Consider the following 24,300-nt stretch of genomic DNA (forward strand, 5'->3'; position numbering starts at 1 on the left):
TGCGCCGCCCCGCCACGTCTCCCCCGTGACGATCGCCATGAAATACACGACCGAGCACCTGCTGAAGCCTGTCTCTCCGGACGCATTCCTGCGGACGTACTTCGAGAAGGAGCGGCTGCTGATCCGCCGGGGAGACGCGGAGTACTATTCAGGCCTCTTCGGCATCGAGGAGATGCTGGCGTTCCTGCAGAAGGAGAACAACGCCTATCCCCACGTGCGGATGGTGAAGGACGGCCGCGAGACGTCGTACAACGAGTTCTCGTCCTCCATGTCGTACAAGGAGTCCCGGGTCAACTTCAACCATGTCATCAACCGTGAGCGTGTCTCGCGCTTGTTCCTGGAGCAGGGACACTCGGTGATTGTCTACCAGGCGCAGACGGCGCTGGAGCCCCTCCGGCGGTTCTGCGACGTGCTGGAGCAGGAGTGGCGGGTGCGGGTGCAGGCGAACCTGTACATGACGCCCGCGGGCGCCCAGGGCTTCACGCTCCACTACGACACGCACGATGCCTTCATCCTGCAACTGGAGGGGGAGAAGCGCTGGCGGCTGTACGACAAGCCCATCCACCTGCCCTTCGACGGCGAGCCGATGCAGAACCCGGAGCAGCACCGGCCCTCGCTGAATTGCGTGTTCGACGAGGTGCTGCGCAAGGGAGACCTGCTGTACGTACCCCGAGGGCACTTCCATGACGTGAGCGCCACGGACGTGCATTCGCTGCACCTGACGGTGGGCCTGCTGACCAGCCCCTGGCAGGCGCTGTTCCGGCGGGCGGTGGAGCAGCTCGAGAAGGAGGACTTCATGCGCAACACCGTCCCGCTGGCGGTGTGGCAGCAGGGAGAGCTGGCGGCGTTCAAGGACGCGCTGAAGGCCGCGGTGATGGCGGGCCTGGACTCGAAGCTGGACGCGCTCGTGGAGGAATACCTGGGCCGGCAGGCGGGAGGCAGCGCCTCCGCCGGAATCAATAGGATGGCGCGGTCCTTCGCGGAGCAGGCGCGGCCTCGGCTCCGCGCGGTCGCCACGGGGGGCGGGTGACATGGAGCGCGTCCCCGTCCCCACCCGGATGTACCTCCAGGGAGGGCAGGCCATGCTCCAGACGGCGGAGCTGTCTCCCGCTGTCTACGAAGCCCCCTTCATGAGCGACGGCCTCCGGCACGCGCTGGAGGCCGGGGAGGCGGGTCTTGGCTACCGGGTGTCCGCGGTGAAGGAGCTGCCAGAGGACGGGGCGCTGCCGGCGGGGCTCCTCTTCCACGTGTCGCGGTGCGGGAGCACGCTGGTGAGCCAGATGCTGGGGACGCTTCCCGGGCTTCGGGCGGTGAGCGAGCCCGAGGTGCTGTCGCTCTACCTGCTGCATTGCGCCCAGGGGGCCTGTGCCTTCGACGCGGAGGTGTTCCGCCGGTTGATCAAGGTCCTGGGGCGGGGGAGCGGGCGCTATGTCATCAAGTTCTCGTCATGGAACCTGCTGTTCCTGGACTGGATCCGGGGCGCGTTGCCGGACGTGCCCTGGGTGTTCCTGACGCGTGACGCGACGGAGGTGATGGCCTCCAACTTCCGCAGCCCGTCGGCGCCCCTGCGGTGGTACCGGCGCGGCGACCCGAGGTTCAAGGCGTGCTTCCCGGACTGGCCCGGTGAGGCACGAGGGGCTCCGGAGGCATTCTTCGCGTGGTGTCTGGCGCGCTACGCGCAGGCGGCACGCCGGCACGCGGGCCCCCGGGGCTTGTGGGTGGACTACGCGCAGCTGCCCGGCGGGGTGCCCCGTCACATCCTGGCCCACTTCGGATTGGAGGCGGATGTGTCGCAGCGGGCGCGGATGGAGGAGAAGGGCCGCTACCGGTCGAAGGGGAACACCCGGCAGCCGTTCGTGCCCGACGGCGAGGCGAAGCGGGCGGAGGCCACGGAGGCCATGCGGGAGGCCGTGAAGCGCTGGCTCTGAGCATGGGCCTCGTCGTGCGTCGCGGTCGGTCCACCGCGTCACGGCCCGCCCGTCACGAGCGCCTGTCCTCGTACCAGGCGTTCATCCCATCCACGGCCCGGTCCACATCGGCAATCGTGTTGTAGATGTGAGGGCACAGGCGGAACGTCTTGTCGTCCCCGGAGCCGGCGACGCGGTAGCGCGGGTCCTGGTAGAGCCAGTCGTACAGCGTCTTCTCCCGGTGCTCCTTCGGCGCCTCGACGCGCACCACGCCCCAGCTGCGCGCGGGGTCGCTCGGCGTGACGAGGCTCCACCGGCTCCCCGCCTCCTGGAGCCGTGACATGAGGTGCTGGGCGAGCTGGGCGATGCGCTCGTGGGGTTTGCGCGGCTGTAGCGCCGTCCACATCCTCTGGGTGAGGTCGAGCGCGATGATGTTCACGTCGTCGCGCTGGCCGATGAGCTCGAACCGCAGCGCGTTCTCCGGCAGCTCCCGGTACGGCACGATGACGATGCGGTAGTCGTAGCCGTAGACGCTCGGCATGAAGTTCCGGGTCTTCTCCTTGCGCATGAAGAGGATGCCCGTCTCCTTGGGGCCCAGGAACCACTTGTGCGCGCTGGACACGAGGCTGTGGCAGTACGCGTCCGCCAGGTTGAGCGGGCGCGCGCCCCACGCCATCGTCCCGTCGATGTGGATGTGGCAGTCCGGACGGTTCGCCTTCACGTGGTCCCAGATGGCCTTCATCACCGACTCGGGCATGCGGAAGCCGTTGCTGTTGGCCGTCTCCGTGTACGTCACGAAGCGCGTGCGCGGGGTGATGCGGCTGATGAAGGCCGCCGCGATGTCCGCCTCCGAGGCGTTCGTCGGGAAGCTCACCTCCTCCACCTTGAATCGCGTCGGGCCGCCGGACCACTCGGCTCGCATCTTCCATGCCTCGCGGTTGGTGGGGTGGTTCTCCGACCACATCACCACCGTGTCGTTCCCGTCCGCGCTCCAGCCTCGGAAGCCGCAGTTGACCGCGTTGTTCGCCTCCGTGGCGTTGCGCATGATGGCCAGGTCGTTCGGGTCCGTCAGCCCCAGCCCGAGCGCCAGGCTCCTGCGCGTCTGCTCCAACTGGCGCACCCGCTCGCCCTGCGCGGTGCGCATCTGCTGCGAGACGTTGAGGTTGTATTCGAGGCGCAGCTCGTTGAGCGACTCGATGAGCGCCGTGGGCTCCGGGCAGAGGTTGGCGGCGTTCATCGGCGTGACGCGCTCGGAGGGCGCGACCGTGGCGAAGCCGAACTCCTGCTGGAAGGCTGTCCAGAACGCCTCGTCCGTCTTCTGGGATGGGGCGCGAACCGCCTGGAAGAAGCGGTTCAGCTTGTCCGTCAGCGCGCGTCCCCTCGCCTTGGAGAGGAGGCCTACGTCGGTCAGCGACGTGAGGAGGGAGAGGCTGTCGGCGGGCTCGGCCGTGCTGGCGGCCATGTCGGAGTTGCTGGCTTTGAACAAGGGGCGCTCCGGAAGGGGTGGGTCGGCCACCGTGCACCAGGTGCCGACTCCGGGACATCCCCCCGCGGGGCACCGCGCCCGTCAGGGATCGGACATGTCAGGGTGAACTTCGACTCCAGGGTGCCTGTTTCAGCCCGTCCTTCCGGGGTGAGCGTTGGCCTCGCGAGACAGGTCTCGCGAAACGAATCGTTCAAGGCTTGGCGACGTGCCAGACGTCCTTGACTCCGTCGCCCGTCTTGTCGCCGGCCTTCTTGTCTTTGATGAAGGTGTACAGGGGCTTGCCGTCATAGGCCCACTGCATCGTCCCGTCGTCACGCTTGATTTGGGTCCACTTGTCCTGTGCCGTTTCGTCACCTTTCTTGACGAGCAGTGGGGGCCAGTTCTTGGCGCACTCGCCGTTGCACATGGACTTGCCGCCGCCGTCCTTGTCGAAGGTGTAGAGCGTCATGCCGTGATGATCAACCCACATGCCGTCCTTCTCCATCGCATGATGAGCGAGCGCGGAGAGAGGAAGGAGCAAAGCGGCTGCGGCATACAGCGCCATCCGGGTCGAAGCGTGTCGCGTCATTGTCTGTCCTCGTGACTCGCCAGGAGACTTCCTGGCGAACCGGAGCGGTCTCCAGTCGATGGCTCTCTAGGTGGCGAGGGACACGTGCGCAATCGCGCGCGGCAGGCGCGACGCTGGACCATCCAGCGGTAAACAAGCGTCGTCTGCTGCTTGGGTGTCCCGCTCATCGCGCACCGCCGCTGCGCAATTCCTCCCATGAAGCGGGGCAGGGGGGCGCTCCGTGCCCGCCGTCACCGAGGCGTCATCCGAGGAGCGTCCGTTGGCTGGAGCTCCAGCGAGCCATTGCAGACCGTCGGAAGGGCCTCGGACTCACCCGTGAAGGAGCACACCAGCCGCACGCCTTCCTTCCCCATCCGGCCCGCTCCGAGGAGAAGCCAGAGCGTGCTCCGGGGTGTTTGTACCCGATACCGATGGCAGAGCCCTTGTTGCTCCAACACGCGGCAGGCCACCTCCTGGCCGTTCACGGAGGCACCGCTCGCGGCGAATCGCTGCCGGAGGTCGCGGCCCGCCTTCTCCGTCTCTTGCGAAAGCCACTTCTTCAAGTCGACCTCCGGCGCCAACACCGCCCATTCGAGGAAGCTGCTGGGGCACTTGATACGTCCCACCTCCGGCGCGACGCTTGGCGTCAGGTCGCAGCCATCCGGAACCATCAACTCACGCGTCCCCATCATCGCCTTCGTGAGCACCGTCCGGTTCCGCAAGTCGAGGGGCTCGGGGACCTTCTGGGACGCGAAGAACTCCAGCACGCTCTTGCATGGACGCGTCGCCCCTCGCCGCCGAACGTCCTCCATGCATGTATAGGCCCAGAAGCCCTTCTCGGTCCGCTCCTCGATGATGACGTGCCCCGTCCTCTTGAGCTCCCCCGTCCCTTCCTCGCGAATCGTCACCTCCAACGCCTCGCGCTCGACGCCAGCCAGCACGAGCGTCGTCTTCTTCGACTCCACCGCACCGTCGGCTGACGCGATGATGGAGTCTCGCATGCCCTCGAATACCCGTTCGTTGGAGTGGTTCATGGGAATGGGCAACCAACCGATGCTCGCGCTCAGGTTGGGGCACAGGTATCGACGACCTGTCGACCCGTCCGCCGTCGCCTTGCACCGACCAAACAGGGCCTGTGCCTCCCGCCTGTAGGTCGTCGTCGGGGGCTCCCCGTGCGCGCCTCCCGCGAGCAACACCAGCCCCGTACTCCAGAGCGCATGAAGAAAGGTCAGACACCACCGCGGCAACCGGACGTCACCCCACGAGTTGGACATGGGCTGCGTCTTTGCACGGTCCGTACCCGGCGCTCCACGGCGAGGGACTCCCGTCACCGTGCAACGCTTGCGCGCCTCCTGCTCCGAGCATCGTGCAAGGCTTGCACTGTCCTCGGCGCATCCCTCGGAGGGTCACGCCCTGGGGGGAGCGTCCGCGGGAAGCCGTGCCATGCACGTGACACGGCGACCGAAGTTCGGATAGGCACACCCGACGCCCCATCGCTGGGGAGCAGGCCTGGCGCCTGCGTAAGGACAGACCGTGGAATTCCGACACCTCTCCGCACCCGCCTGGTCGGCGTTCAAAGCCTGGCTGCTCAAGTTGACCGGCGTTCCCATCGCCCGCCTGCGGCTCCTGACCGGCGGCTGTCCGGCGGAGGAGCTGCCCGCGCTCGCGAAGGAGCTCAAGCGCGTGCGGGCCGACTTCCAGAAGCGCCCCAACGCGGTCTCGGCCCCCGCGGACGAGGGACTCCGGCGGGACTACGCGGCGCTCGGGGTTCCCTGGTCCGCGTGGAGCGAGGTGGCGCGCGAGGTCCAGCGCGACCTGAAGCGCAAGCGGTACGCGCGCTGGACGGGAGCGGATGCGCTCGAGTTCCCCGAGGGGCCTTGCGCCGAGGACCTGATCACCGTCCTGTTGTTCGGAGGCGTGGAGCAGGCACGTCCCCATCTGCTGCGCCGCGCGTCGCTCGCCGCGGGCTCGCTCGAGGCGCTGTGGTGCCGCTGGCTGGCGGGTGAGCCGCTCGAACCCGAGACGCTGCGCTCGTTCGCGGGAGCGCCGGAGCGGCTCGCCGAGCCCCTCTACACCCCAGGCGTCGATGAGGTGCTGCCGCTGTTCTTCGTCGAGCCGGACCCCGCACGCGCCGAGCGGGCGCTGGAGATCGCCTCGGCCCAGGTGGGCTCGTCCCGGTCGCGACCGTTGAGGGGCTTCCTGCGCTCCCTGCTCGGCCTGTGGCGTCAGGACACTTCGGTGGAGGAGGTGAGGGCGTGCTTCGAGACGATGGTCGCGGCCGTCTCACCCTCCGACGTCGCCCAACTGAGCGCGCCCGCCTATCTGTATGGCCGATACATCGAGGCACTTCCCCCGCATGTGCTGCTGGAGCGGATGGGCTCGCATCTCGAGCGCATCGCCGTGCCTGCCAGGGTCGCCGATGTCCAGCCCGTCATGGAGGCCCTGGCCGCGCTCGAGGAGTTGACGGCCCTGGGCCTGGGCCTCCGCGTGGAGCAGCGGCCCGGAGAGGTTCTGCTCTCCGCGCAGGAGCCGGAGACTGGGGCCGGGGACGAGTTCCTGTAGCACCGCCGGATGAGGTGCGCGTCTTCCGGAGGGCCCCGCGCCTGGTGTGCTGGGCCCTGGGAGACTCCGCCTGCCTCGCCCACACCGAGAGTCGATGGCCGCGCGCCTTGCTCCCTTTGACGCGCTGACGCAGCGGCCGGATTCCGGGCGGACGCAGGTCTACCCGCGCCGCTTCCGTTCGAGCTGCGCTCGGAGCCGGTTCTTGCCCTCCGCCACGGCATCACTGCGTGCCGCGCTCACCTCCACGCCCTTCGGCTCCGGCTGGGACTGCCGCAGGTGCGCCGCGAGCGTGTGGACGGTGGTGAACTGGAGCAGCTCGACGAGGGGCAGGGGACGTCCCAGCCGCTGCTCCAGCCGGTGGTGGAGCTGCACGACGAGGAGGGAGTTTCCCCCCAGGTCGAAGAAGTTGTCGTGCACGCCCACGCGGTCCACGCCCAGGGCCTGTCGCCACTCTTCGGAGACGAGGGCTTCGAGCTCGTTACCGGGAGCGACGAAGGCTTCCGGGGCGGCCTGCGCGGACGGGGCTGGCAGGGCCTTCCGGTCGACCTTGCCGCTCGGGGTGAGCGGAATCGAAGCCAGTAACACGAAGGCGGCGGGCACCATGTAGTCGGGCACGTGCTCGCGCAGGTAGGCGCGCAGCTCCGCGGCGATGGGGGCATGGCCGGACGCGGGGACGACGTAGGCGCAGAGCGCGCGCGCGAAGTGCTCGCCGTGCGCCAGCACCACCGCCGCCCGCACCCCGGCGTGCTGTGAGAGCACCGTCTCGAGTTCGCCCAGTTCGATGCGGAAGCCGCGGATCTTGACCTGCTGGTCGAGCCGCCCGAGGAACTCCAGGTTCCCATCGGGCCGGTACCGGGCCCGGTCGCCGGTGCGGTACATCCGCGCTCCAGGCTCTCCCCGCCACGGGTCGGCGATGAACCTGCTCGCCGTCAGCGCGGCATCCCCCACGTACCCCTCCGCGAGCACGTCCCCCGCGATGAACAGGTCTCCTGGGACTCCCACCGGGCAGGGTTCGAGGTGGCGGTCCAGGACATGGTAGCGGGCGTTCTGGATGGGCTTGCCGTACGGAATGCTCGCCCAGGAAGGGTCCACACGCCCAATCGGGTAGTGGTTCGACCAGATGACGGCCTCGGTCGCGCCTCCCAGGCTCACCACTTCGGCGGCTGGGAACGCGGAGCGGAGCTGCTCCGGGAGGGTCACCGGAATCCAGTCACCGGAGAGGAACGCCCGCCGGAGCCGGCCGCCGCTCCCGCCCTTGAAGTACGGGACGCACTGCACGAGCGTGGCGGGGGCCGAGTCCCAGAGGGTGATGGGCTCCGTCTCCAGGACCCGTGCCAGGGCGCTCGGGTCTCGCAGCTCATCCTGGGTGGCGACGCGGATGGAGCCTCCGGCCGCGAGGAGCCCGAACACGTCGTAGACGGACAGGTCGAAGCCGATGGACGTCACGAAGAGCACGCGGTCGTCCGGGCCGACCCGGTAGGTGCGGTTCACCCACTCCACCAGGTTGATGACCGGCCGGTGCCGCACCGCCACGCCCTTCGGCGTCCCGGTCGAGCCCGAGGTGAAGATGATGTAGGCGAGGTCATCCGCGGTGGCGAGCCGGCTGGGCCTCGTGTGGGGCAGCCGCTCCGGCAGGCCTTCCCCATCCAGACACAGCACGTTCTTCAGCCCGGGCAGCGAGCCCCGGAGGGTGTCGAGCGTGGGGTGTGTCACGTCATCGGAGAGCACGGTGGCGATGCCGTGGTCCTCGAGGATCCTTCGCACGCGGGCGGGCGGGGTGCTGGCCGGCAGGGGGACATAGCAGCCACCTGCCTTCAGCACCGCGAGCATGGCGGGCACGAGTTCGAGGCCGCGCTCGAGCAGCAGCGCCACCGGGACGCCGGGCCCCACTCCGAGCCCGCGCAGGTGGTGGGCCAGCCTGTTCGCCCGCGCTTCCAGCTCGCCGTAGGTGACGGAGCGCTCCCCCAGCACCAGCGCGACCGCCTCGGGCCGCGCGTCGGCGCGGGCCTCGAAGAGCTGATGGAGGCACAGCTCGGAGGAGTAGGGGGCCCGCGTCGCGTTCCAGCCGTCGAGGATCCCGGTGCGTTCGGCGGGCGTGAGCATCGGCAGCCGGGAGACCGGCAGGTCCAGCGCCGCCACCGCCCCCGACAAGAAGGTCTCGAACCCGGTGCGCAGGCGGACCGCGGTCTCCGCGTCGAAGAGGTCGCTGCTGTATTCGAGCAGCCCGGACAGCTCCCCGTCATCCCGCGAGAAGGCGAGCAGGAGGTCGAACCGGGCGCTGGGGTTGTCCAGCCCGATCCACTCGGAGGACAGCCCGGTCAAATGCACCGGGGGCATCGACGGCAGCACCGAGAGCATCACCTGCGCGATGGGCGTCCGGGCCGTGCTGCGCTCCGGTTGCAGGGCCTCCACGAGCAGGTTGAAGGGCAGGCCGGCATGGACCTGCGCCTCCACCGAGACCGCCCGCGCCCGGCCCAACAGCGCGCGGAGCGAGGGGTCCCCCCGGAGGTCTCCCCGGTGCACCACCGTGTTCACGAAGTTCCCGATGGAGGCCGCGACCTCGGGGTGGGGGCGATCCATCATCGGCGCCGCCACCAGGATGTCCTCCTGCTCCGACAGCCGGCCCAGGAACGCCCAGAACGCCGCCAGCAAGGTCTGGAACAGCGTCGTGCCCGCGGCCCTGCTGGTGGCGTCGATGCGCTCGACGAGCGGCGCCGGAAGACGGAATGCGAGCCGCCCGCCGCGGCTGCCGCGAATCGCCGGGCGGGGCCTGTCCGTTGGGAGCTGGAGGGTGGGCAGCGGGCCCGCGAGCTGGCGCTTCCAGTAGGCGAGGTGCGCCTCCAGCACCTCGCCCCGCAGCCAGCTCCGCTGCCAGACGGCGAAGTCCGGGTACTGCGCGGGGGGCGCGGGGAGCGCGGGCCGCCGGCCCTCCTGGAGCGCGGAGTACAGGGCGCCGAGCTCCTGCGCGAACGGCTCGTGTGAGCCGTCGAAGGCGATGTGGTGGGTGACCAGCGCGAGGACATGGTCCCGGGCGGAGACGCGCATGAGCCGCGCGCGCAGCATCCGTCCCTCCCTCAGGTCGAAGGGGCGGGCCGCCAGCTCCGAGGCCCGCTGGAGCGCCTCGCTCACCGCTTCCGGACCGGGCAGGTGCGAGCAGTCGTGGACGGGCAGCTCCAGCGGCGCGAAGGGCCGCACCTGTTGGAATGGCCGGCCGCCGTCCAGCACGTAGCCGGTGCGCAGCGCTTCATGCCGCTCGAGGATGGCGTCGAGCGCGCCCCGCAGCGCCGGGACGTCGAGCTCCCCCCGCAGCCGCAGCGCGGTGGGGATGTTGTAGGCCGGGCTGCCCGGCTCGAACTGCTCGAGGAACCACAGGCGCTCCTGGGCGAAGGAGAGCGGAGCGTGCGCCTCGCGCGGTCCGTCGGGAGCGAGCGGCGCGAGGTGCGAGGCGCTGGACTCCGTGAGGGCCCTCGCCTGTCCTTCCAGCGTCGGGGCCTGGAAGAGGCGGGCGAGGGGGACGTCGGTCCCGAAGACCCCGCGGATCCGCGCCGCGAGGCGGGCGACCATCAGCGAGTGGCCCCCGAGGGCGAAGAAGTCGTCGTCCACGCTGACGCCGGACACGCCGAGCAACTCGGACCACACGCCCGCGAGGCGGGCCTCGGTGGCATCCCGGGGAGGCGTCCCCGGCGCGTGGGCGGCCCCCCGTGCGGGAAGGGGCAGGGCCTCGCGGTCCACCTTGCCGTTGGGCAGCCGGGGCAGGGCCTCCAGCCGGACCCAGGCCGCCGGCACCATGTACCTGGGCAGGCGCCCTTGCAGCGCGTCGCGCACCGCCGCGAGCTCCGCCGTCCCGGACAGCACGACGTAGGCGCACAGGGCAGGCTCCCCCGCCGCGCTCTTGATGGCGCTGACGAGCGCCTCCACGACGCCGGGGAGCTCCGCGAGCACGGCGGTGATCTCCCCCAGGTCGAGCCGGTGGCCGCGCAGCTTGAGCTGGTGGTCGTTCCGGCCCAGGTAGTCGAGCCGTCCATCGGGCCGCCAGCGGGCCAGATCCCCCGTCCGATAGAGCCGGCCCCCTCGGGGTGAGAAGGGATCCGCCACGAAGGCCGCGGCGGTGAGCTCGGGGCGGGCCAGGTAGCCACGCGCCACGCCCTCGCCCCCGAGGTAGAGCTCGCCCGTGACGCCTGGGGGCACCGGCTCCATGCGCGCGTCGAGCACGTACGCGCGCCGGTGCGCCAGCGGACGGCCAATGGCCGGGCGGTCCTCCCCCCGAGGGACGTGCTCGAAGGTGGAGTACGTCGTGTCCTCCGTGGGGCCGTACAGGTTGTAGACCCGGCACTCGGGGAGCAGCGCATGCACCGCGCGGACGAGGTGGCCGGACAGCGGCTCGCCCGCGAGGTTCACCACCCGCACCGAGCGGGGGATTGCCTTCAGCGAGACCAGCTCGGACATCGCGGACGGCACGGTGTTGAGCAGGGTGATGTGCTCGCGCCCCGGCCCATCCGCGAGCGCCAGGACGTTCTCCACGAGCTCCACCCGGCCGCCGCGCGACAGGGGCGCGAACAGCTCGAACACCGACAGGTCGAAGGTGATCGACGTTCCCGCGAGCACCCAGGCCAGGTCCGCCTCGGAGTACGCGCCGTGCGCCCAGGCGATGAAGCTGGTGGCGCTGTGGTGTTCGATCATCACGCCCTTGGGCCGGCCCGTCGACCCCGAGGTGTAGATGACGTAGGCGAGGTTCCCTGGCCGGGCCGTGTCCTGGGGCGGATGCTCGGGCCACGCGCCGAGCGTCGCCGCGTCCCCATCCACCAGCACCACCCGGGCGCCGTGGGCCGGGAGCCGGGGCAGCAGCGCCGCTTCGGTGATGAGCACCGGGATCCTCGCGTCCGCGAGCACGAAGGCCATGCGCTCCGCGGGGTGGTCCGGGTCCATGGGCACATACGCCCCGCCCGCCGCGAGCACGCCCAGCAGCGCCACGGGCAGGTGGCTGTCGCGGCGCAGGCAGACCCCGACCGGCACGTCCGGCCCGATGCCCAGGGCGGCCAGGTGATGGGCGAGCTGACTGGCACGCGAGGCCAGCCGCGAGTAGGTCAGGGGACCGTCGGCGGCGCTCACCGCGATGGCCTCTGGCGTGCGCCGGGCCTGCTCGAAGACCCCGTGGTGCAGCAGCGGGTTCCGGACCTCCGGCAGCGGGACGCGGGCCGGGTTCCAGCCCTCCAGCAACTTTTGGCGCTCCTGGGATGAGAGCAGCTCCAGCTCCGCGAGCCGCAGGTCTGGCCCGGCGGCGGCGGAGGCGAGCAGCCGATTCAGGTGGCCCGCCATGCGCTCCACCGTGCTCGCGTCGAACAGGTCGGTGTTGTACTCGAGCCAGCCCGCAACCGCCCCACCCGCGCTCTCCAGCAACAAGGACAGCTCGAAGGCGGCGCCCCGGTGGGGCAGCGCCAGCGAGCGCGCCTCGAGCGCCCCCAGCCTCCACGGGGCCGCGACGTCCTCGGGCTGCATCAGCGCCACGTCGCCCGGCGCGGTGGGCGCCCGGTCGAGCGCGAACAGCACCTGGAAGCCCGGGGGGCGGCTGGGGTCGCGCTGCAAGCGCAGCCGCTCGACGATGACCGGGAAGGGCAGCTCCTGGTGGTCGAGCGCGCCGAGCACCTCGCGCCTCGCGTGCTGGACCAGCTCCCGGAAGCGCGTCGGGCCGCCAGCGCGGGAGCGCAAGGGGAGGACGTTGACGAGGTAGCCCACCGGGTGGGTGTGCTCCGCCCGGGTCCGGCCGTGGAACGGCGCGCCGACGGTGAGGTCGTCCTGTCCGGTGTGGCGGTGCAGCAGGGCCTGGAAGCCCGCGAGGAGCACCACGAAGAGCGTCGTCTTCTCGGCGCGGGCGAGGGCCGCCAGCGCCGAGAGGACGGCCGGCTCCAGCCGCACCGGGTGCCTCGCCCCGGCGAAGGTCTGGACGGGCGGCCAGGGCCTGTCGGTGGGCAGCGCGAGCAGCGGCGGCGCTCCGCCCAGCCGCTCCCGGTAGTACTCGAGCTGCCGGGCACCCTCCGGGCCCGCGATCAGCGCCTGCTGCCAGGCGACGTAGCGCGCCAGCCCCGAGGCCGGAGCGGGGAGCGCGGCGGGATGCTCCGCGCGGGCCAGCAACTGGCGCAGCTCGTCGAGCAGCAGGGACAGCGAGCCGTAGTCGGCCACGAGGTGGTGGACCGAGAGCAGCAGGACGTGGTGGTCGCGCCCCCGGGAGGCGAGGTGCGCGCGGAAGACCGGCCCCTCCTTCAAGTCGAAGGGCTGGTGCGCCACGTCGGCCAGCCGCTCCCGGCGGCGGGCCTCGTCCAGCCCGGAGAGGTCCGACGTGCCGAGCACCAGCGCCTCGCGCGGGAGGACCTCCTGGAAGGGCTCGCCCTCGTGTTCTCCGAACCGGAGCCGGAGGGCCTCGTGGCGATCCACCAGCGTCTGGAGGGCGGCGGTGAGCCGCGGCGGCTCCAGGGGGCCGCGCAGGTCGACGGCCAGGGAGAGGTGATACGCGGTGCTCGTGGGGTCCAGTGCCTGGAGGAGCCAGAGCGCCCGCTGTCCAGCGGACAGCGGGAAGGCGCCACCCGGCTCCGCTGGGGCGCCGGGGAAGAGCAGGGCCCCCGCCGGCGCGAAGGCACCACCCGGCTCCGCTGGGGTTCCGGGGCTGGCTTGCCGGGGCGCGCGCCGCGCGTCCTCCATCAGGGAGGAGAGCGTCAGGGCGAGCGACTCGATGGAGGCCCCATCGAGCAGCCTGCTGGTGGGAACGCGCACGCCCAGGTCGCCCTCGAGCTGCTGCGCCAACTGCACCGTCGCGAGTGAGTCCAGCCCGAAGGCCAGGAGGTCATCCTGGGGCGACAGGCCGGCGCTCGCGGAGGACCTCTGGCCGAGCAGGCCGAGCAGGTACGCTTGAAGCAGCGCCGGCCGCTCCTCGCGTCCGGCGGAGGCCAGCGCGGTGGGAGGAACAAGGCCGGGGGCGGCGGGCTCCTCCCGCAGGAGGACCTCCCCCACCTGTTCGAGGGTGCCCTCCAGGAAGGCGCGCCGGCACGCCTGACGCTGAACCTTGCCGCTCGATGTCTTCGGCAGCGCACCGCGCCGCAACAGACACACCGCATGCAAGTCGATGCCATGGCTGTCCGCCACGGCCTGACGGATGGCCCGCGCGATGGCGCCAGCCTCCGCCTCGGTGGCGGGCTCGGCTTCAATCGCGAGCACCGCGCGCTCTTCGCCCGCCTGCTCGACCGAGAACGCGGCCGCGCTCCCGGGGCGCAGCGCCGCGGAGGCGGCCTCCGCCGTTCGCTCCAGGTCCTGCGGGGAGTGATTGCGGCCCCGGATGATGAGGAGGTCCTTGGCGCGGCCGGTGACGAAGAGCTCGGCCCCCTCGAGGAAGCCGAGGTCTCCGGTGCGAAGGAACGGCCCCTGGCCGTCCGCCAGCCGGGCGTGGAACGCGGCCTCCGTCCCGGCGGGGTTCTCCCAGTAGCCGCGGGCGATGCTCGGACCGCGGACCCAGAGCTCCCCGACGTGCCCGCCCGGCAGGGGGGTGTGGTGGACGGGGTCGACGATCAACACCTCGTGGCCGCGGACGACCCGCCCGCATGAGACCAGCGCCCTGGATGGCCCCGTCCCTTCCGCGGCCCGGGCCACGTGCTGGCCCAGCGCCGCGTCGTCGAGCCGCCTGACGGGAGGCGCGTCGCTGACGGCGCCCGACGAGACGATGAGCGAGGCCTCCGCCAGGCCATAGCAGGCCATGAAGGCCTCGGGCCGGAAGCCCGACACGGCGAAGGCCTCCGCGAAGCGCGCCAGCGTCTCCGGGCGGATCGGCTCGGCGCCGTTGAAGGCCACCCGCCACGACGACAGGTCCAGGGCGGCGCGTTGCTCCTCGGTGCTCTTCCGGACGCACAGGTCGAAGGCGAAGTTGGGGCCTCCACTCGTGGTCCCGCGAAACCGGGAGATGGCCTGCAGCCAGAGCAGCGGGCGCCGGAGGAAGGTCTCGGGCGCCATCAGCAGCGAGGGGTAGCCCGAGTAGAGCGGCTGGAGGATGCCGCCGATGAGCCCCATGTCGTGGAAGGGCGGCAGCCAGAAGACGCCTCGCGTCCCCGGTGACTGCTCGAAGGCGAGGCGGATGCACTCGGAGTTGGCGAGGAGGTTCTGGTGGGAGAGGACGACGCCCTTCGGATGGGACGTGGACCCCGACGTGTACTGGAGGAAGGCCACATCCCCGGGGCGGATGCCGGGCGGTCTCCAGGTCTCTGAGGAGTCCTCGGGCAGCACGTCCGTGGCGATCCAGTCCATGCCGCCGAGGTCCGGCGCCTCGGCGGCCATGGCGCTGGCCAGCGGCAGGATGGCGTCGAGCGTGAGCGCCACCGCGCTCCGCGCATCACGGACGATCGCCTGCAGCCGCGGCAGCGTGCGCTGGAGCCGGGCGGGGTTCGGGGGGTATGCCGGAACGGCGACCACCTTCGCGTAGAGACAGCCGAAGAACGCGGCGACGTAGTCGAGGCCCGCGGGGTAGAGCAGCAGCGCGCGCTCACCCTGCGGCGTCGACGCGAGCAGCCGCGCGGCGATGGCCCGGGCGCGCCGGTCGAGCTGGGCGTAGGTGAGCCGCGACTCGGTCCCGTCCTCGTCCCAGAAGGCATAGGCCAGCGCGTCGGGCTGGTGCTCCGCCCGTCCTCGCAAGAGCTCGACGAGGGTCGCCGCTGGGGGGCTCAAGTGCCGCTCCATGAAGGGTGCGCCGGGGAAGGCAGGGCATCCGGCAGCTCATCCTCGACGTGCCGGAGGCGCGCGAACTGGTAGCTGACGATGACGGTGAGCACCGTGAGGCTGCCGATGACGATGTAGAGCAGGGCGATGCCCCGGCCCGTGCCCACGCCGATGAACCGCCCGACGCTGTCCGCCAGCGCTCCGCCGGGCGCCAGCAGCGGCTCGAAGACGTGGTCCGCGAGCGGTCCTCCCACCAGGTAGGCCAGCGGGAGCGAGGACCAGCCCAGCATGCGGCGGACGGAGAAGACCCGTCCCTGGACGTCCAGCGCCACCTTGCTCTGCCAGAGGGCCTGGCTGCTGCCGGTGACGATGGGGAAGCAGAACGACAGCATGAACACCGAAAGCCCCACGAGGAAGGCGTTCGGAAGCAGTCCTCCCAGGATGATGACGACGCCCTGGATGAGCGTGAAGCCGAGCACGCCATGGATGCGCCGCCGGGGGCCGCCCCAGGCGGTCATCGCCGCGGCTCCCAGGAGCAGGCCGGCGCCGCCGATGGACAGCAGGGTGCCCAGCGCCTTCGGAGAGGTGAAGCCCAGGATGAGTGGCGTGTACAGCGTGCGCGCCAGCCCGATCACCGTGAAGTTCGTGACGGCGAAGAAGATCAACAGCGCCCACAGGCCCGGCCGCGCCCGGATGTAGCTCCAGCCGTACGCGACCTCCGCGCCCAGCGAGGGCCTTCCTGTCCCAGCCCGGTCGTGGGGCTGGGGTCCCGGGGCCGGGCGCGGCAGCGCGGCCCGGACGGCCAGCAGGGTGACCATGCTGATGACGAAGGTGGAGAGGTCCATCAGGAGGACCCCGGGGAGGCGGAGCGAGGTGACCAGGAAGCCCGCCGCGAGTGGGGCGACGATGGCCGCTCCCGCCTCCGCCGCGTGGATCATCCCATTGGCGCGGCCCAGGTGCCGGGCGGGGAGCAGCAGCGGTGGCAGCGTGGAGTACGCCGGCCAGCGCATCGCGCCGAACAGGGAGTTGACCAGGGCCAGCACGCAGACGGTCGCGAACGACAACTGTCCCGTCCAGGCCAGGAGCATCGCCGTCAGCACGCACAGGCCCTCGCCGAGGTCGGCGAGCAGCATCGCCCGGCGTCCCCCCCACCGGTCCACCAGCGCCCCGGCGAGCGGCAGCGCCACGACTCCCGGCAGGACGCCGAAGAACGCCACCAGCGTGAACCGGGTGTTCGAGCCGGTCTGCTCGAGCACCCAGAACCCGAGCGCGAAGGTCGTCATGCCCGAGCCGACGAGGGAGACGAACTGGCCGAGCCAGACGACGAGGAAGGTCCACATCCGGCTCGAATCGGAGCGCTCGGTCATGTCAGCTCGTGGGGGGGATGCGGGTGGCCTGGCGGCGAACGGACTTGAGTCCCTGGACGAGCAGCTTGCGCTGCTCCTGCTCCTCGGCGTCCTTCAGTCGCCGCTCCTGTTCGTCGAGCGCGTCCACCAGCGTGCGCAGGGGTGTCTCGGGCGCCTCGGCCACGCGGCGCAGGAGGTGCTCGAAGAGCGCCACCATCCGGGCGATGGTGGCGGGCTTGAACAGGTGCGTCCGGTAGTCGATGGCGCAGTGGAGGCCGTCCTCGCCCTCCAGGATGCCCAGCTTCAGGTCATGGACCGCCGTGAGGTAGTGCGTCTCCAGCGGGGTGATGACGGCCTCGCCCAGCGCCAGCTCGGGCATCGGGACGTTCTGGAGGACGAACCAGACCCGGAACAGCGGCGCGCCGCCCGGGTTCCTGCCCGCCGCCCGAAGCTCCTCGACGAGCTTGTCATACGGCAGGGCCTGGTGCTCATGGGCGCCCAATACCGTCTCCCGCACGCGCCCGAGCACCTCCCGGAACGAGGGGTCTCCCGAGAAGCGCGTGCGCATGACCAGCGTGTTCACGAAGAACCCCATCACCCCCGAGACCTCGGGCCGCTCGCGGTTGGCGATGGGCGTCCCGACGAGGATGTCCTCCTGACCGGAGGAGCGGCACAGCAGCGTCTGCCATGCCGCGAGCAGGCCCATGAAGAGCGTCACTCCCTGGCGCTGGCACAGCGCCTTGAGCGCCACCAGGAGCGCGGCGGGCACCTTGAAGGGATGCCGGGCACCGTTGTCGCTCCGCGCCACGGCGTGCGGCGTGTCCACGGGCAGTTGGAGCACGGGCAGGGGACCCTGGAGCTGGTCCTTCCAGTAGACGAGGTGCTCCTGGAACGAGCCGTCCCGCAGCCCCTCCCGCTCCCACTCCGCGAAGTCCGCGTACCGCAGCGGCAGCGGCTCCAGGGGGGAAGGCGCGCCTCGGGTGAACGCCCCGTACAGCACGGTCAGCTCGTGGATGAGCAGCGCGATGGACCAGGCATCGCTGACGATGTGGTGCAGCGTGACCACCAGCACCTGCTCCGCCTCGTCAAGGCGCAGGAGCCTCGCCCGCAGCAGCGGTCCCCGGGCCAGGTCGAAGGGGGTGGCCGCCTCGTCCGCGAGGAGCCGCCGCAGCTCTTGCTGCCGTGCCTCCCGCGGGGACTGGCGCAGGTCGGTCCGCGCCAGCTCCAGCGTCTGGTGGGGCGCGATGACCTGCGCCGGCTCCCCGTCCGCCTCCGTGAACGTCGTCCGCAGCACCTCATGGCGGTGGACGAGCTCGTTGAAGCCCCGCTCGAGCGCCGCGGCATCGACCGCCCCGGTGAGGCGCACGGCCTCCTGGACGTTGTAGGTGCAGCCGCCGGGCTCGAGCCGGTCATGGAACCACAGGCGCTGCTGCCCGGAGGACAGGGGGACGCGCCCGGTGCGCGGCGCGGGGCGGATGGGCCGCGCCAGCGCCCCTCGCGCTTCCGGGCGGGCCTGCTCGAGGTGCCGGGCCAGCCCCCCGAGCGTCGGCGTCTCGAAGACGGTGCGCAGCGGCAGCTCCACCTGGAAGCCCGCGCGCAGCCGGGACAGCAGCTTCGTCGCCAGCAGCGAGTCGCCGCCCTGTTCGAAGAAGTGGTCCTCGAGGGCCGCCCGCTCGACGCCCAGCACCTCCGTCCAGAGCTTCGCCAGCCGGACCTCCACGGGCGTGCGGGGGGCGGTGGAGAGGGCCGCCCTGGCGGACAGGTCCGGCGCGGGCAGGGCGCGCCGGTCGACCTTCCCGTTGGACGTCAGCGGCAGCGCGTCCAGCAGGACGAACACCGGCGGCACCATGTACTCGGCCAGCTTCGCCGCCAGGAACCGCCGCAGCTCCTCGGCGGAGGGCACCGCCGCCCCCGGGTGGGGCACCACGTAGGCCACCAGCCGCTTGTTGCCATGGCGGGCTCCCGCGGCCACCACGACGGCCGAGGCCACCGCCTCGTGCCGCGCCAGGGCTCCTTCAACCTCTCCCAGCTCGATGCGGTGGCCCTGCACCTTGACCTGGAAGTCCTCGCGCCCGAGGAACTCGATGTTGCCGTCCGGCAGGAGCCTCCCCAGGTCTCCGGTCCGGTACAGCCGCTCCCCGGTGTCCGGATGGTGGATGAACCGGGCCTGGGTGTCCGCCTCGTTGCGCCAGTAGCCCAGCGCGAGGCCGACGCCGCCGATGAACAGCTCGCCCGGGACCCACACGGGGCGGGGCGCGAGGTTCGCGTCCAGCACGTGGAAGCGCTGGTTCGCCAGGGGCTTTCCGTACGGAATGCTCGTCCAGGAAGGGTCCACGGCGTCGATGGGGTACCCGATGGACCAGATCGACGCCTCGGTGGCGCCCCCCAGGCTGATCAGCCTGACGCGCGCGGCTTGCGCCCGGACCCGCGCGGGCAGGCCGACGGGAATCCAGTCTCCGCTCAGCATCGCGAGCCGCAGCGCGCCGAAGGGCGACGGGCCTCCGCCCTCCGCGTGCTGCACCAGCAGCTCCAGGAGCGCCGGCACCGAGTTCCAGACGGTGACGTGGTGGGCCGTCATCAGCCCGGCCCAGTGCGCCGGGTCGCGGGCGGCCTCGGCGTCGGGCATGACGAGCGTCGCGCCGGCGGCCAGCGCGCCGAAGAGGTCGTAGACCGAGAGGTCGAAGCTCAGCGACGACAGCGCCAGCACCCGATCCGCCGGCCCCACGCCGAAGCGGTGGTTGATGTCGGTGACGGTGTTGAGGGCGCCGCGGTGGTCGATCATGACGCCCTTGGGCAGCCCGGTCGTGCCCGACGTGTAGATGACGTACGCCAGCTCCCCGGGCTCCTGGAGCGGCTCCAGGGGCCCGTCATCGGAGGCTCCAGGCTCCGCGTCGCTCACGTGGAGGCGCGTCACGAAGCCGGGCCAGGACAGCCGCTCGTCCACCCAGGGCTGGGTCAGCACGACGCGGGCCCGCGCATGCTCCAGCAGGGCCTCCAGCCGCTCACGCGGGAGCGACGGGTCGATGGGCACGTACGCGGCGCCCGCCCGCAGGACGCCCAGCGCCGCGGCCACCTGCTCCCAGCCCTTCTCCATCACGATGGCGACGAGGGCGCCACGGCACGGCGCCGTGCGCCGGAGCTGGTGGGCGACCCGTCCGGCATGCAGGGCGAGCTCCCCGTACGTCAGCGTCCGGGATGCGGTCAGCACCGCCGGGTGCGACGGCCGCCGTTCCGCCTGCTCGAAGAACGCGGAATGCAGCAGCCCGGCCGGTATGGGCGCGGCGGTCGCGTTGGCGGCCTCCCGCGTCGAGCCCTGGGCCGTGGGGAGCAGCCGGGGGGCGCGGCGCGTCTCGCGCCAGGACTCCTCGTCATTCGCCAGGGCATCGAGGAGCCGGCGGTACGCGTCGAACATCTCCTGGAGGAGGTCCGCCGGGAACAGCTCCTCGACCGCGTCCCAGTTGAAGGTCAGGCCTCCGGCCCTCTCCGCGACCTGATGGTCGAGCCACACCTGCGGCGTCTGCGAGATGCCGAAGACCTCCTCGCCGAAGGTCGCGCGGGCCTCCGCGGAGACGTCCTGCGCGCCCGGCATGATGAGGCTCGTGAAGACCACGGGCATGACCGCGCGGGAGGGCTCGCTCCGGGCCAGCTCCCGCATGACGCTCACGCCGCTGAAGTGCCGGTGCTCCAGGTCGCTCCAGAGCTGCTGCTGGAGTCGCCGCGCCAGCGCCTCGAAGGGCTCACGGCCCGGGGGGGGCACCTCCAGCAGGATGACCGAGGTGAAGTCCCCGGAGATGTCATTCACCTGGGGGTGGACGGGGGGCCGGTTGAACACCGGCAGGTTGATGCAGAAGTGGGGGCTCTTGCTCCACAGGGCCAGGACCTCGGCGTAGGCGGCGCACAGCACCATGGAGGGCGTCAGCCCCGCCTGGGCCGCGCGGGACTTCAGCCGCGTCCACACCGCCGGGGCCAGCGCGCCGCTCCGCCGGGTGAACCGGGGGCGCGCGATGGCGCCGGGGGGCCGGGCCAGGGGCAGGGCGGGCGCGGCCGGCAGGGTCGGCAGGCGCTTCAGCCAGTACTCGCGCGAGCGCCGGTAGCTGTCGGAGTCGCGGAACGCGGCCTCGGCCAGGACATGGTCGCGGAACGTGAGCTCGAGCGGCGGGAGCGCGGCCTCGGGCTCGCGGTACAGCCGCAGCAGGTCCCGGGAGTAGAGGACCAGGCTCCAGGCATCCGCGAAGAGGATGTCCACGCTGATGTGGAGGCGGACCCGGCCCCCGTCCAGGAGCGTCGCGCGCACCTCGAACAGCGGCCAGCGGTCCGAGGGCAGCACCTGGTGGGACATCCGCTGGCGGAGCTCCTCCAGCCGCGCCTCCACGGTCCGCGGCGCCTGCCCGCGCAGGTCCAGGACCTCGACCGGGTAGGGCGGCACGCGCTCCAGGACGCGCTGCTGCCCCTCGGAGGTTGTCACCGCCCGCAGCATGGGGTGGCGGTCAATCAGCCGCCGCAGCGCGGCCTCGAGCCGCGGCACCTCGAGGCGGTCCCCCTCCAGCTCCTGGTAGACGTGGGACGCGACCTCGCCGAGGTCGAGGACGCCGCCACGGCCAATCCAATACGCCTGCTGGATGTCCGTCAGCGGGAAGGGCTCGTGGCGGCTCTCCGGTGCCGGGAGCACGGAGGGCAGCCCTGACAGCGGCTCCAGGTCGGCCGGCGCGCCGGGCTCCTGCCCCGCGGGCGCGGCGCTGACGGCCTCCGCGAGCTGGGCGAGGGTCGGGTGCCGCAGCAGTTGCTGGGGATGCAGCCGCAACCCGCTCCGGTTCGCGAGGGCGCAGAGCTGGAGGCTGACCAGCGAGTCCCCTCCCAGCGCGAAGAAGCTCTCATGGATGCCAATGCCCTCGACCCCGAGCGCCTCCTGCCAGAGCGAGGCGAGCCGCTGCTCCAGGGGAGTCCTGGGCGGGTCGGCGGGGACGGAGGCGCGGCCCCGGGACGGCCCTTCACTCCCGGGCGGGTCCGCGTGCACGGGCGCTGCTTCATGCCCCGGCGCCGGCTCGCGGGCCCCGGCGGCGCGCGGTGGCGGCCGAGGCTCGACCCAGTAGCGCTGGCGCTCGAACGGGTAGGTCGGCAGCGGGATGCGCCGGCCCCGCGGGGGGACGGGCAGCTCGAGTCCGGCGCCCAGGCACCACAGCCGCCCGGCGGTGTGCAGCATGTGCTGGAGCTCGTCCTGGGCGGCCTTGGGGTGCGGCAGCGAGGCGAGCGCCACGCACCGCTCCCGGGCCTCCACCTGCCGCCGGACCGAGGACGTCAGCGTCTGTCCCGGGCCCACCTCCAGCAGGACCCGGCCCCCGTCCTTCAGCAGCTCGGCGACCCCGTCGGAGAACCGCACCGTCCGCCGCAGATGGGCCGCCCAGTAGTCCGGGCTCGTGGCCTCGGCCGGGGTGATCCAGGTGCCGGTGACGTTCGAGAGGTAGGGGATGCGCGGCGGCCGCAGGGGCACCTGCTTCACCCGCGCGGTGAAGGCCTCCAGCGCCGGCTCCACCAGGTGCGAATGGAAGGCATGCGACGTCTGGAGCCGCTGGCAGCAGAGGCCTTGCGCGCCGAGCTGCCGCTCCAGCCGCTCCACCGCCTCCGTGGGGCCGGAGACCACGCACAGGGCGCTCCGGTTCACCGCCGCGAGCGACAGGTCGTCTCCCAGCAGCTCCCGTGTCCGCTCCTCGGGCAGGGGCACCGCCAGCATCGCCCCGCGCGGCAGCTGCTGCATCAGCCGCCCCCGGGCCGCGACGAGCGCCAGGGCGTCCTCGAGGGACAGGACCTCCGCGAGACAGGCCGCCACGTACTCGCCGATGCTGTGGCCGAGCATGGCCTGGGGCCGGACTCCCCACGCCATCCAGAGGCGGGCCAGCGCGTGCTCGACCACGAACAGCGCGGGCTGCGAGAGCCACGTCTGGTCCAGCGGCGCGCCGACGGCCTGTCCCTCGCGGGGATACAGCACCTCGCGCAGGTCCAGGCCGAGGTGCGGCCCGAGCAGCTCCGCGCAGTGGCGCACGTGCTGGTGGAAGACGGGCTCGTCCCGGTAGAGGCCCGCCATCATCTGGACGGACTGCGTGCCTTGACCCGGGAACAGGAAGGCAACGGAGGGGGGCTCGGGCTCGCACTCGCCGGTGGCGACCCGGACCGCGTCGCCTGACTCCAGCGCCTGGAGCGCCTCGTCCACGCTGGCGCAGGGCAGGGCCATGCGGTGATGGAACGGCCTGCGCCCCACCTGGAGCGTGTACGCGACATCCGCGAGCGAGTCCCCCGGGTGCCGCCTCAGGTGCCGCGCCAGGTTCGCCGCGGCGGCCTGGAGCGCGGAGCCCGTCCGGGCCGACAGCCGCAGGAGCTGGGGGCGCCGCGAGGCCTCCGTCGCCGGGGCGGCGGGCGCCTCCTCGAGCACCACGTGCGCGTTCGTGCCCCCGATGCCGAAGGAGCTCACCCCGGCCCGCCGCGGCGTGGCCCCCGTCTCCCAGGGCGACAGGGCGGTGTTGACCCGGAAGGGGCTGCTGTCGAAGTCGATGGCGGGGTTGGCGCGCGTGAAGTGCAGGCTCGGCGGCAGCTGGCGGTGCCGCAGCGCGAGCACCACCTTGATGAGCCCGGTGACGCCGGCCGCCGCGTCCAGGTGGCCGACGTTGGCCTTCACGGAGCCGAGGGCGCAGAAGTTCCGGGCCTGGGTCTGCGTGCGGAAGGCCCGGGTGAGCGCGGCCAGCTCGATGGGGTCGCCCAGCGCCGTGGCCGTCCCATGGGCCTCGACGTAGGTGAGGGTCTCCGCGTCGACCTCCGCCGCGACATGGGCGGCGCGGATGACCCGGGCCTGTCCCTCCACGCTGGGGGCCGTGAAGCCGAGCTTCGAGGCGCCATCGTTGTTGATGGCCGAGCCCTTGATGATGGCCAGGACGGTGTCCCGGTCCTCCAGCGCATCCCCGAGCCTCTTGAGCACCACCACGCCGGCGCCGTTGCCCTTGACCGTCCCGCGCGCCTGCGCGTCGAACGGCCTGCAGTGGCCGTCGGGCGAGGCCACGCCGCCCTCCTGATACAGGTAGCCCGCCTTCTGGGGAACGCTGACCGACACGCCGCCAGCCAGGGCCAGGTCACACTCGCCATTGAGCAGCGCGCGACACGCCGTATGCACGGCGACGAGCGACGAGGAGCAGGCCGACTGGACCGTCACGCTCGGGCCCTTGAGGTTGAGCTTGTAGGAGATCCGGCTCGCCAGGTAGTCCTTGTCGTTGCCGAGCACCACCTGCATGGCGCCGACGGACCTCAGGAACTCCCAGTTCGCGGAGACGTTGTTCAGCAGGTAGGTGTTGGCACCGGCGCTGACGTAGACGCCCACGTCCCCTGCGAAGGACTCCGGGCTGTGGCCGCTGCTCTCCAGGGCCTCGTGGGCGCACTCCAGCAGGATGCGGTGCTGCGGGTCGGTGACCTGGGCCTCCTTGGGGGGCATGCCGAAGAAGGCCGCGTCGAAGGACTCCACGCCCGCGAGCACCCCGCCCGCCTTGACGTGGCGCGGGTCCCCGGGCGCGATGGGCTCCAGGGCCGAGGACTCGAGCTCCTCATCGGTGAAGCGGGAGATGGACTCGAGCCCGTCCTGAAGGTTTCGCCAGAACGTCTCGGGGTCCTGCGCGCCTGGAAACCGGCCCGCCATCCCCACGACCGCGACCTCAAAGCCAGTCCATGGCTGCGAATCCTTCGCGTGACCCATTCGTACATCCTGTCCTTCAAGACCCGGCATCG

The 24,300-nt window shown here is 71.9% G+C and carries 9 protein-coding genes; 3 read left to right on the plus strand and 6 right to left on the minus strand.

The window, feature by feature from the left end; genetic code table 11:
- The first annotated feature begins 37 nt into the window (after positions 1–37).
- A complete protein-coding gene (locus FOF48_RS04870; protein ID WP_143898932.1) occupies positions 38–1,030 on the plus strand; it encodes a cupin domain-containing protein in 993 nt (330 codons plus the stop codon).
- A 1-nt stretch (position 1,031) separates the two neighbouring features.
- Positions 1,032–1,928 (plus strand): sulfotransferase, encoded by an 897-nt coding sequence (locus FOF48_RS04875; RefSeq protein ID WP_143898933.1) that lies wholly within the window; start codon positions 1,032–1,034, stop codon positions 1,926–1,928.
- A 52-nt stretch (positions 1,929–1,980) separates the two neighbouring features.
- On the opposite strand, the gene FOF48_RS04880 is transcribed toward FOF48_RS04875, so the two are convergent.
- From FOF48_RS04880 to FOF48_RS04890, 3 genes are all read right to left on the minus strand, one after another.
- A complete protein-coding gene (locus tag FOF48_RS04880; RefSeq protein WP_143898934.1) occupies positions 1,981–3,393 on the minus strand; it encodes an aminotransferase class V-fold PLP-dependent enzyme in 1,413 nt (470 codons plus the stop codon).
- A gap of 190 nt (positions 3,394–3,583) precedes the next feature.
- Complete coding sequence (locus FOF48_RS04885; protein WP_143898935.1) at positions 3,584–3,961, minus strand: hypothetical protein; 378 nt, start codon at positions 3,959–3,961, stop codon at positions 3,584–3,586.
- A gap of 230 nt (positions 3,962–4,191) precedes the next feature.
- Entirely contained in the window at positions 4,192–5,214 is a 1,023-nt protein-coding gene (locus tag FOF48_RS04890) for a hypothetical protein (protein ID WP_143898936.1), read from the minus strand.
- 259 nt (positions 5,215–5,473) lie between these two features.
- On the opposite strand from FOF48_RS04890, the gene FOF48_RS04895 reads away from it, so the two are divergent.
- Positions 5,474–6,502 carry a hypothetical protein gene (locus FOF48_RS04895; protein WP_143898937.1) on the plus strand — a complete coding sequence of 343 codons (1,029 nt, stop codon included), beginning with the start codon at positions 5,474–5,476 and terminating at the stop codon, positions 6,500–6,502.
- Positions 6,503–6,661: 159 nt separating this feature from the next.
- Here FOF48_RS04895 and FOF48_RS04900 read toward each other — a convergent pair whose 3' ends face one another.
- The 3 genes from FOF48_RS04900 to FOF48_RS04910 are packed head-to-tail and all read right to left on the minus strand — an operon-like array spanning position 6,662 to position 24,268.
- Positions 6,662–15,202 carry a non-ribosomal peptide synthetase gene (locus FOF48_RS04900; protein WP_186001770.1) on the minus strand — a complete coding sequence of 2,847 codons (8,541 nt, stop codon included), beginning with the start codon at positions 15,200–15,202 and terminating at the stop codon, positions 6,662–6,664.
- Positions 15,199–16,560, minus strand: coding sequence for an MFS transporter (locus FOF48_RS04905; protein ID WP_143898939.1), 1,362 nt, complete (start codon positions 16,558–16,560; stop codon positions 15,199–15,201). The genes FOF48_RS04900 and FOF48_RS04905 overlap by 4 nt, the downstream gene beginning before the upstream one ends.
- Before the next feature lies 1 nt (position 16,561).
- Positions 16,562–24,268 carry a non-ribosomal peptide synthetase/type I polyketide synthase gene (locus FOF48_RS04910; protein WP_186001771.1) on the minus strand — a complete coding sequence of 2,569 codons (7,707 nt, stop codon included), beginning with the start codon at positions 24,266–24,268 and terminating at the stop codon, positions 16,562–16,564.
- Positions 24,269–24,300 lie beyond the last annotated feature (32 nt).

It is taken from the genome of Corallococcus sp. Z5C101001 (assembly GCF_007352635.1).
Classification (GTDB): domain Bacteria; phylum Myxococcota; class Myxococcia; order Myxococcales; family Myxococcaceae; genus Corallococcus; species Corallococcus silvisoli.

What these genes read in the sequence shown, in the direction of transcription:
- FOF48_RS04870 (WP_143898932.1), top strand. Translation starts at nt 38, where the DNA reads ATGAAATACACGACCGAGCACCTGCTGAAGCCTGTCTCTCCGGACGCA.
- FOF48_RS04875 (WP_143898933.1), top strand. Translation starts at nt 1,032, where the DNA reads ATGGAGCGCGTCCCCGTCCCCACCCGGATGTACCTCCAGGGAGGGCAG.
- FOF48_RS04885 (WP_143898935.1), bottom strand. Translation starts at nt 3,961, where the DNA reads ATGACGCGACACGCTTCGACCCGGATGGCGCTGTATGCCGCAGCCGCT.
- FOF48_RS04890 (WP_143898936.1), bottom strand. Translation starts at nt 5,214, where the DNA reads ATGTCCAACTCGTGGGGTGACGTCCGGTTGCCGCGGTGGTGTCTGACC.
- FOF48_RS04905 (WP_143898939.1), bottom strand. Translation starts at nt 16,560, where the DNA reads ATGACCGAGCGCTCCGATTCGAGCCGGATGTGGACCTTCCTCGTCGTC.
- FOF48_RS04910 (WP_186001771.1), bottom strand. Translation starts at nt 24,268, where the DNA reads ATGGGTCACGCGAAGGATTCGCAGCCATGGACTGGCTTTGAGGTCGCG.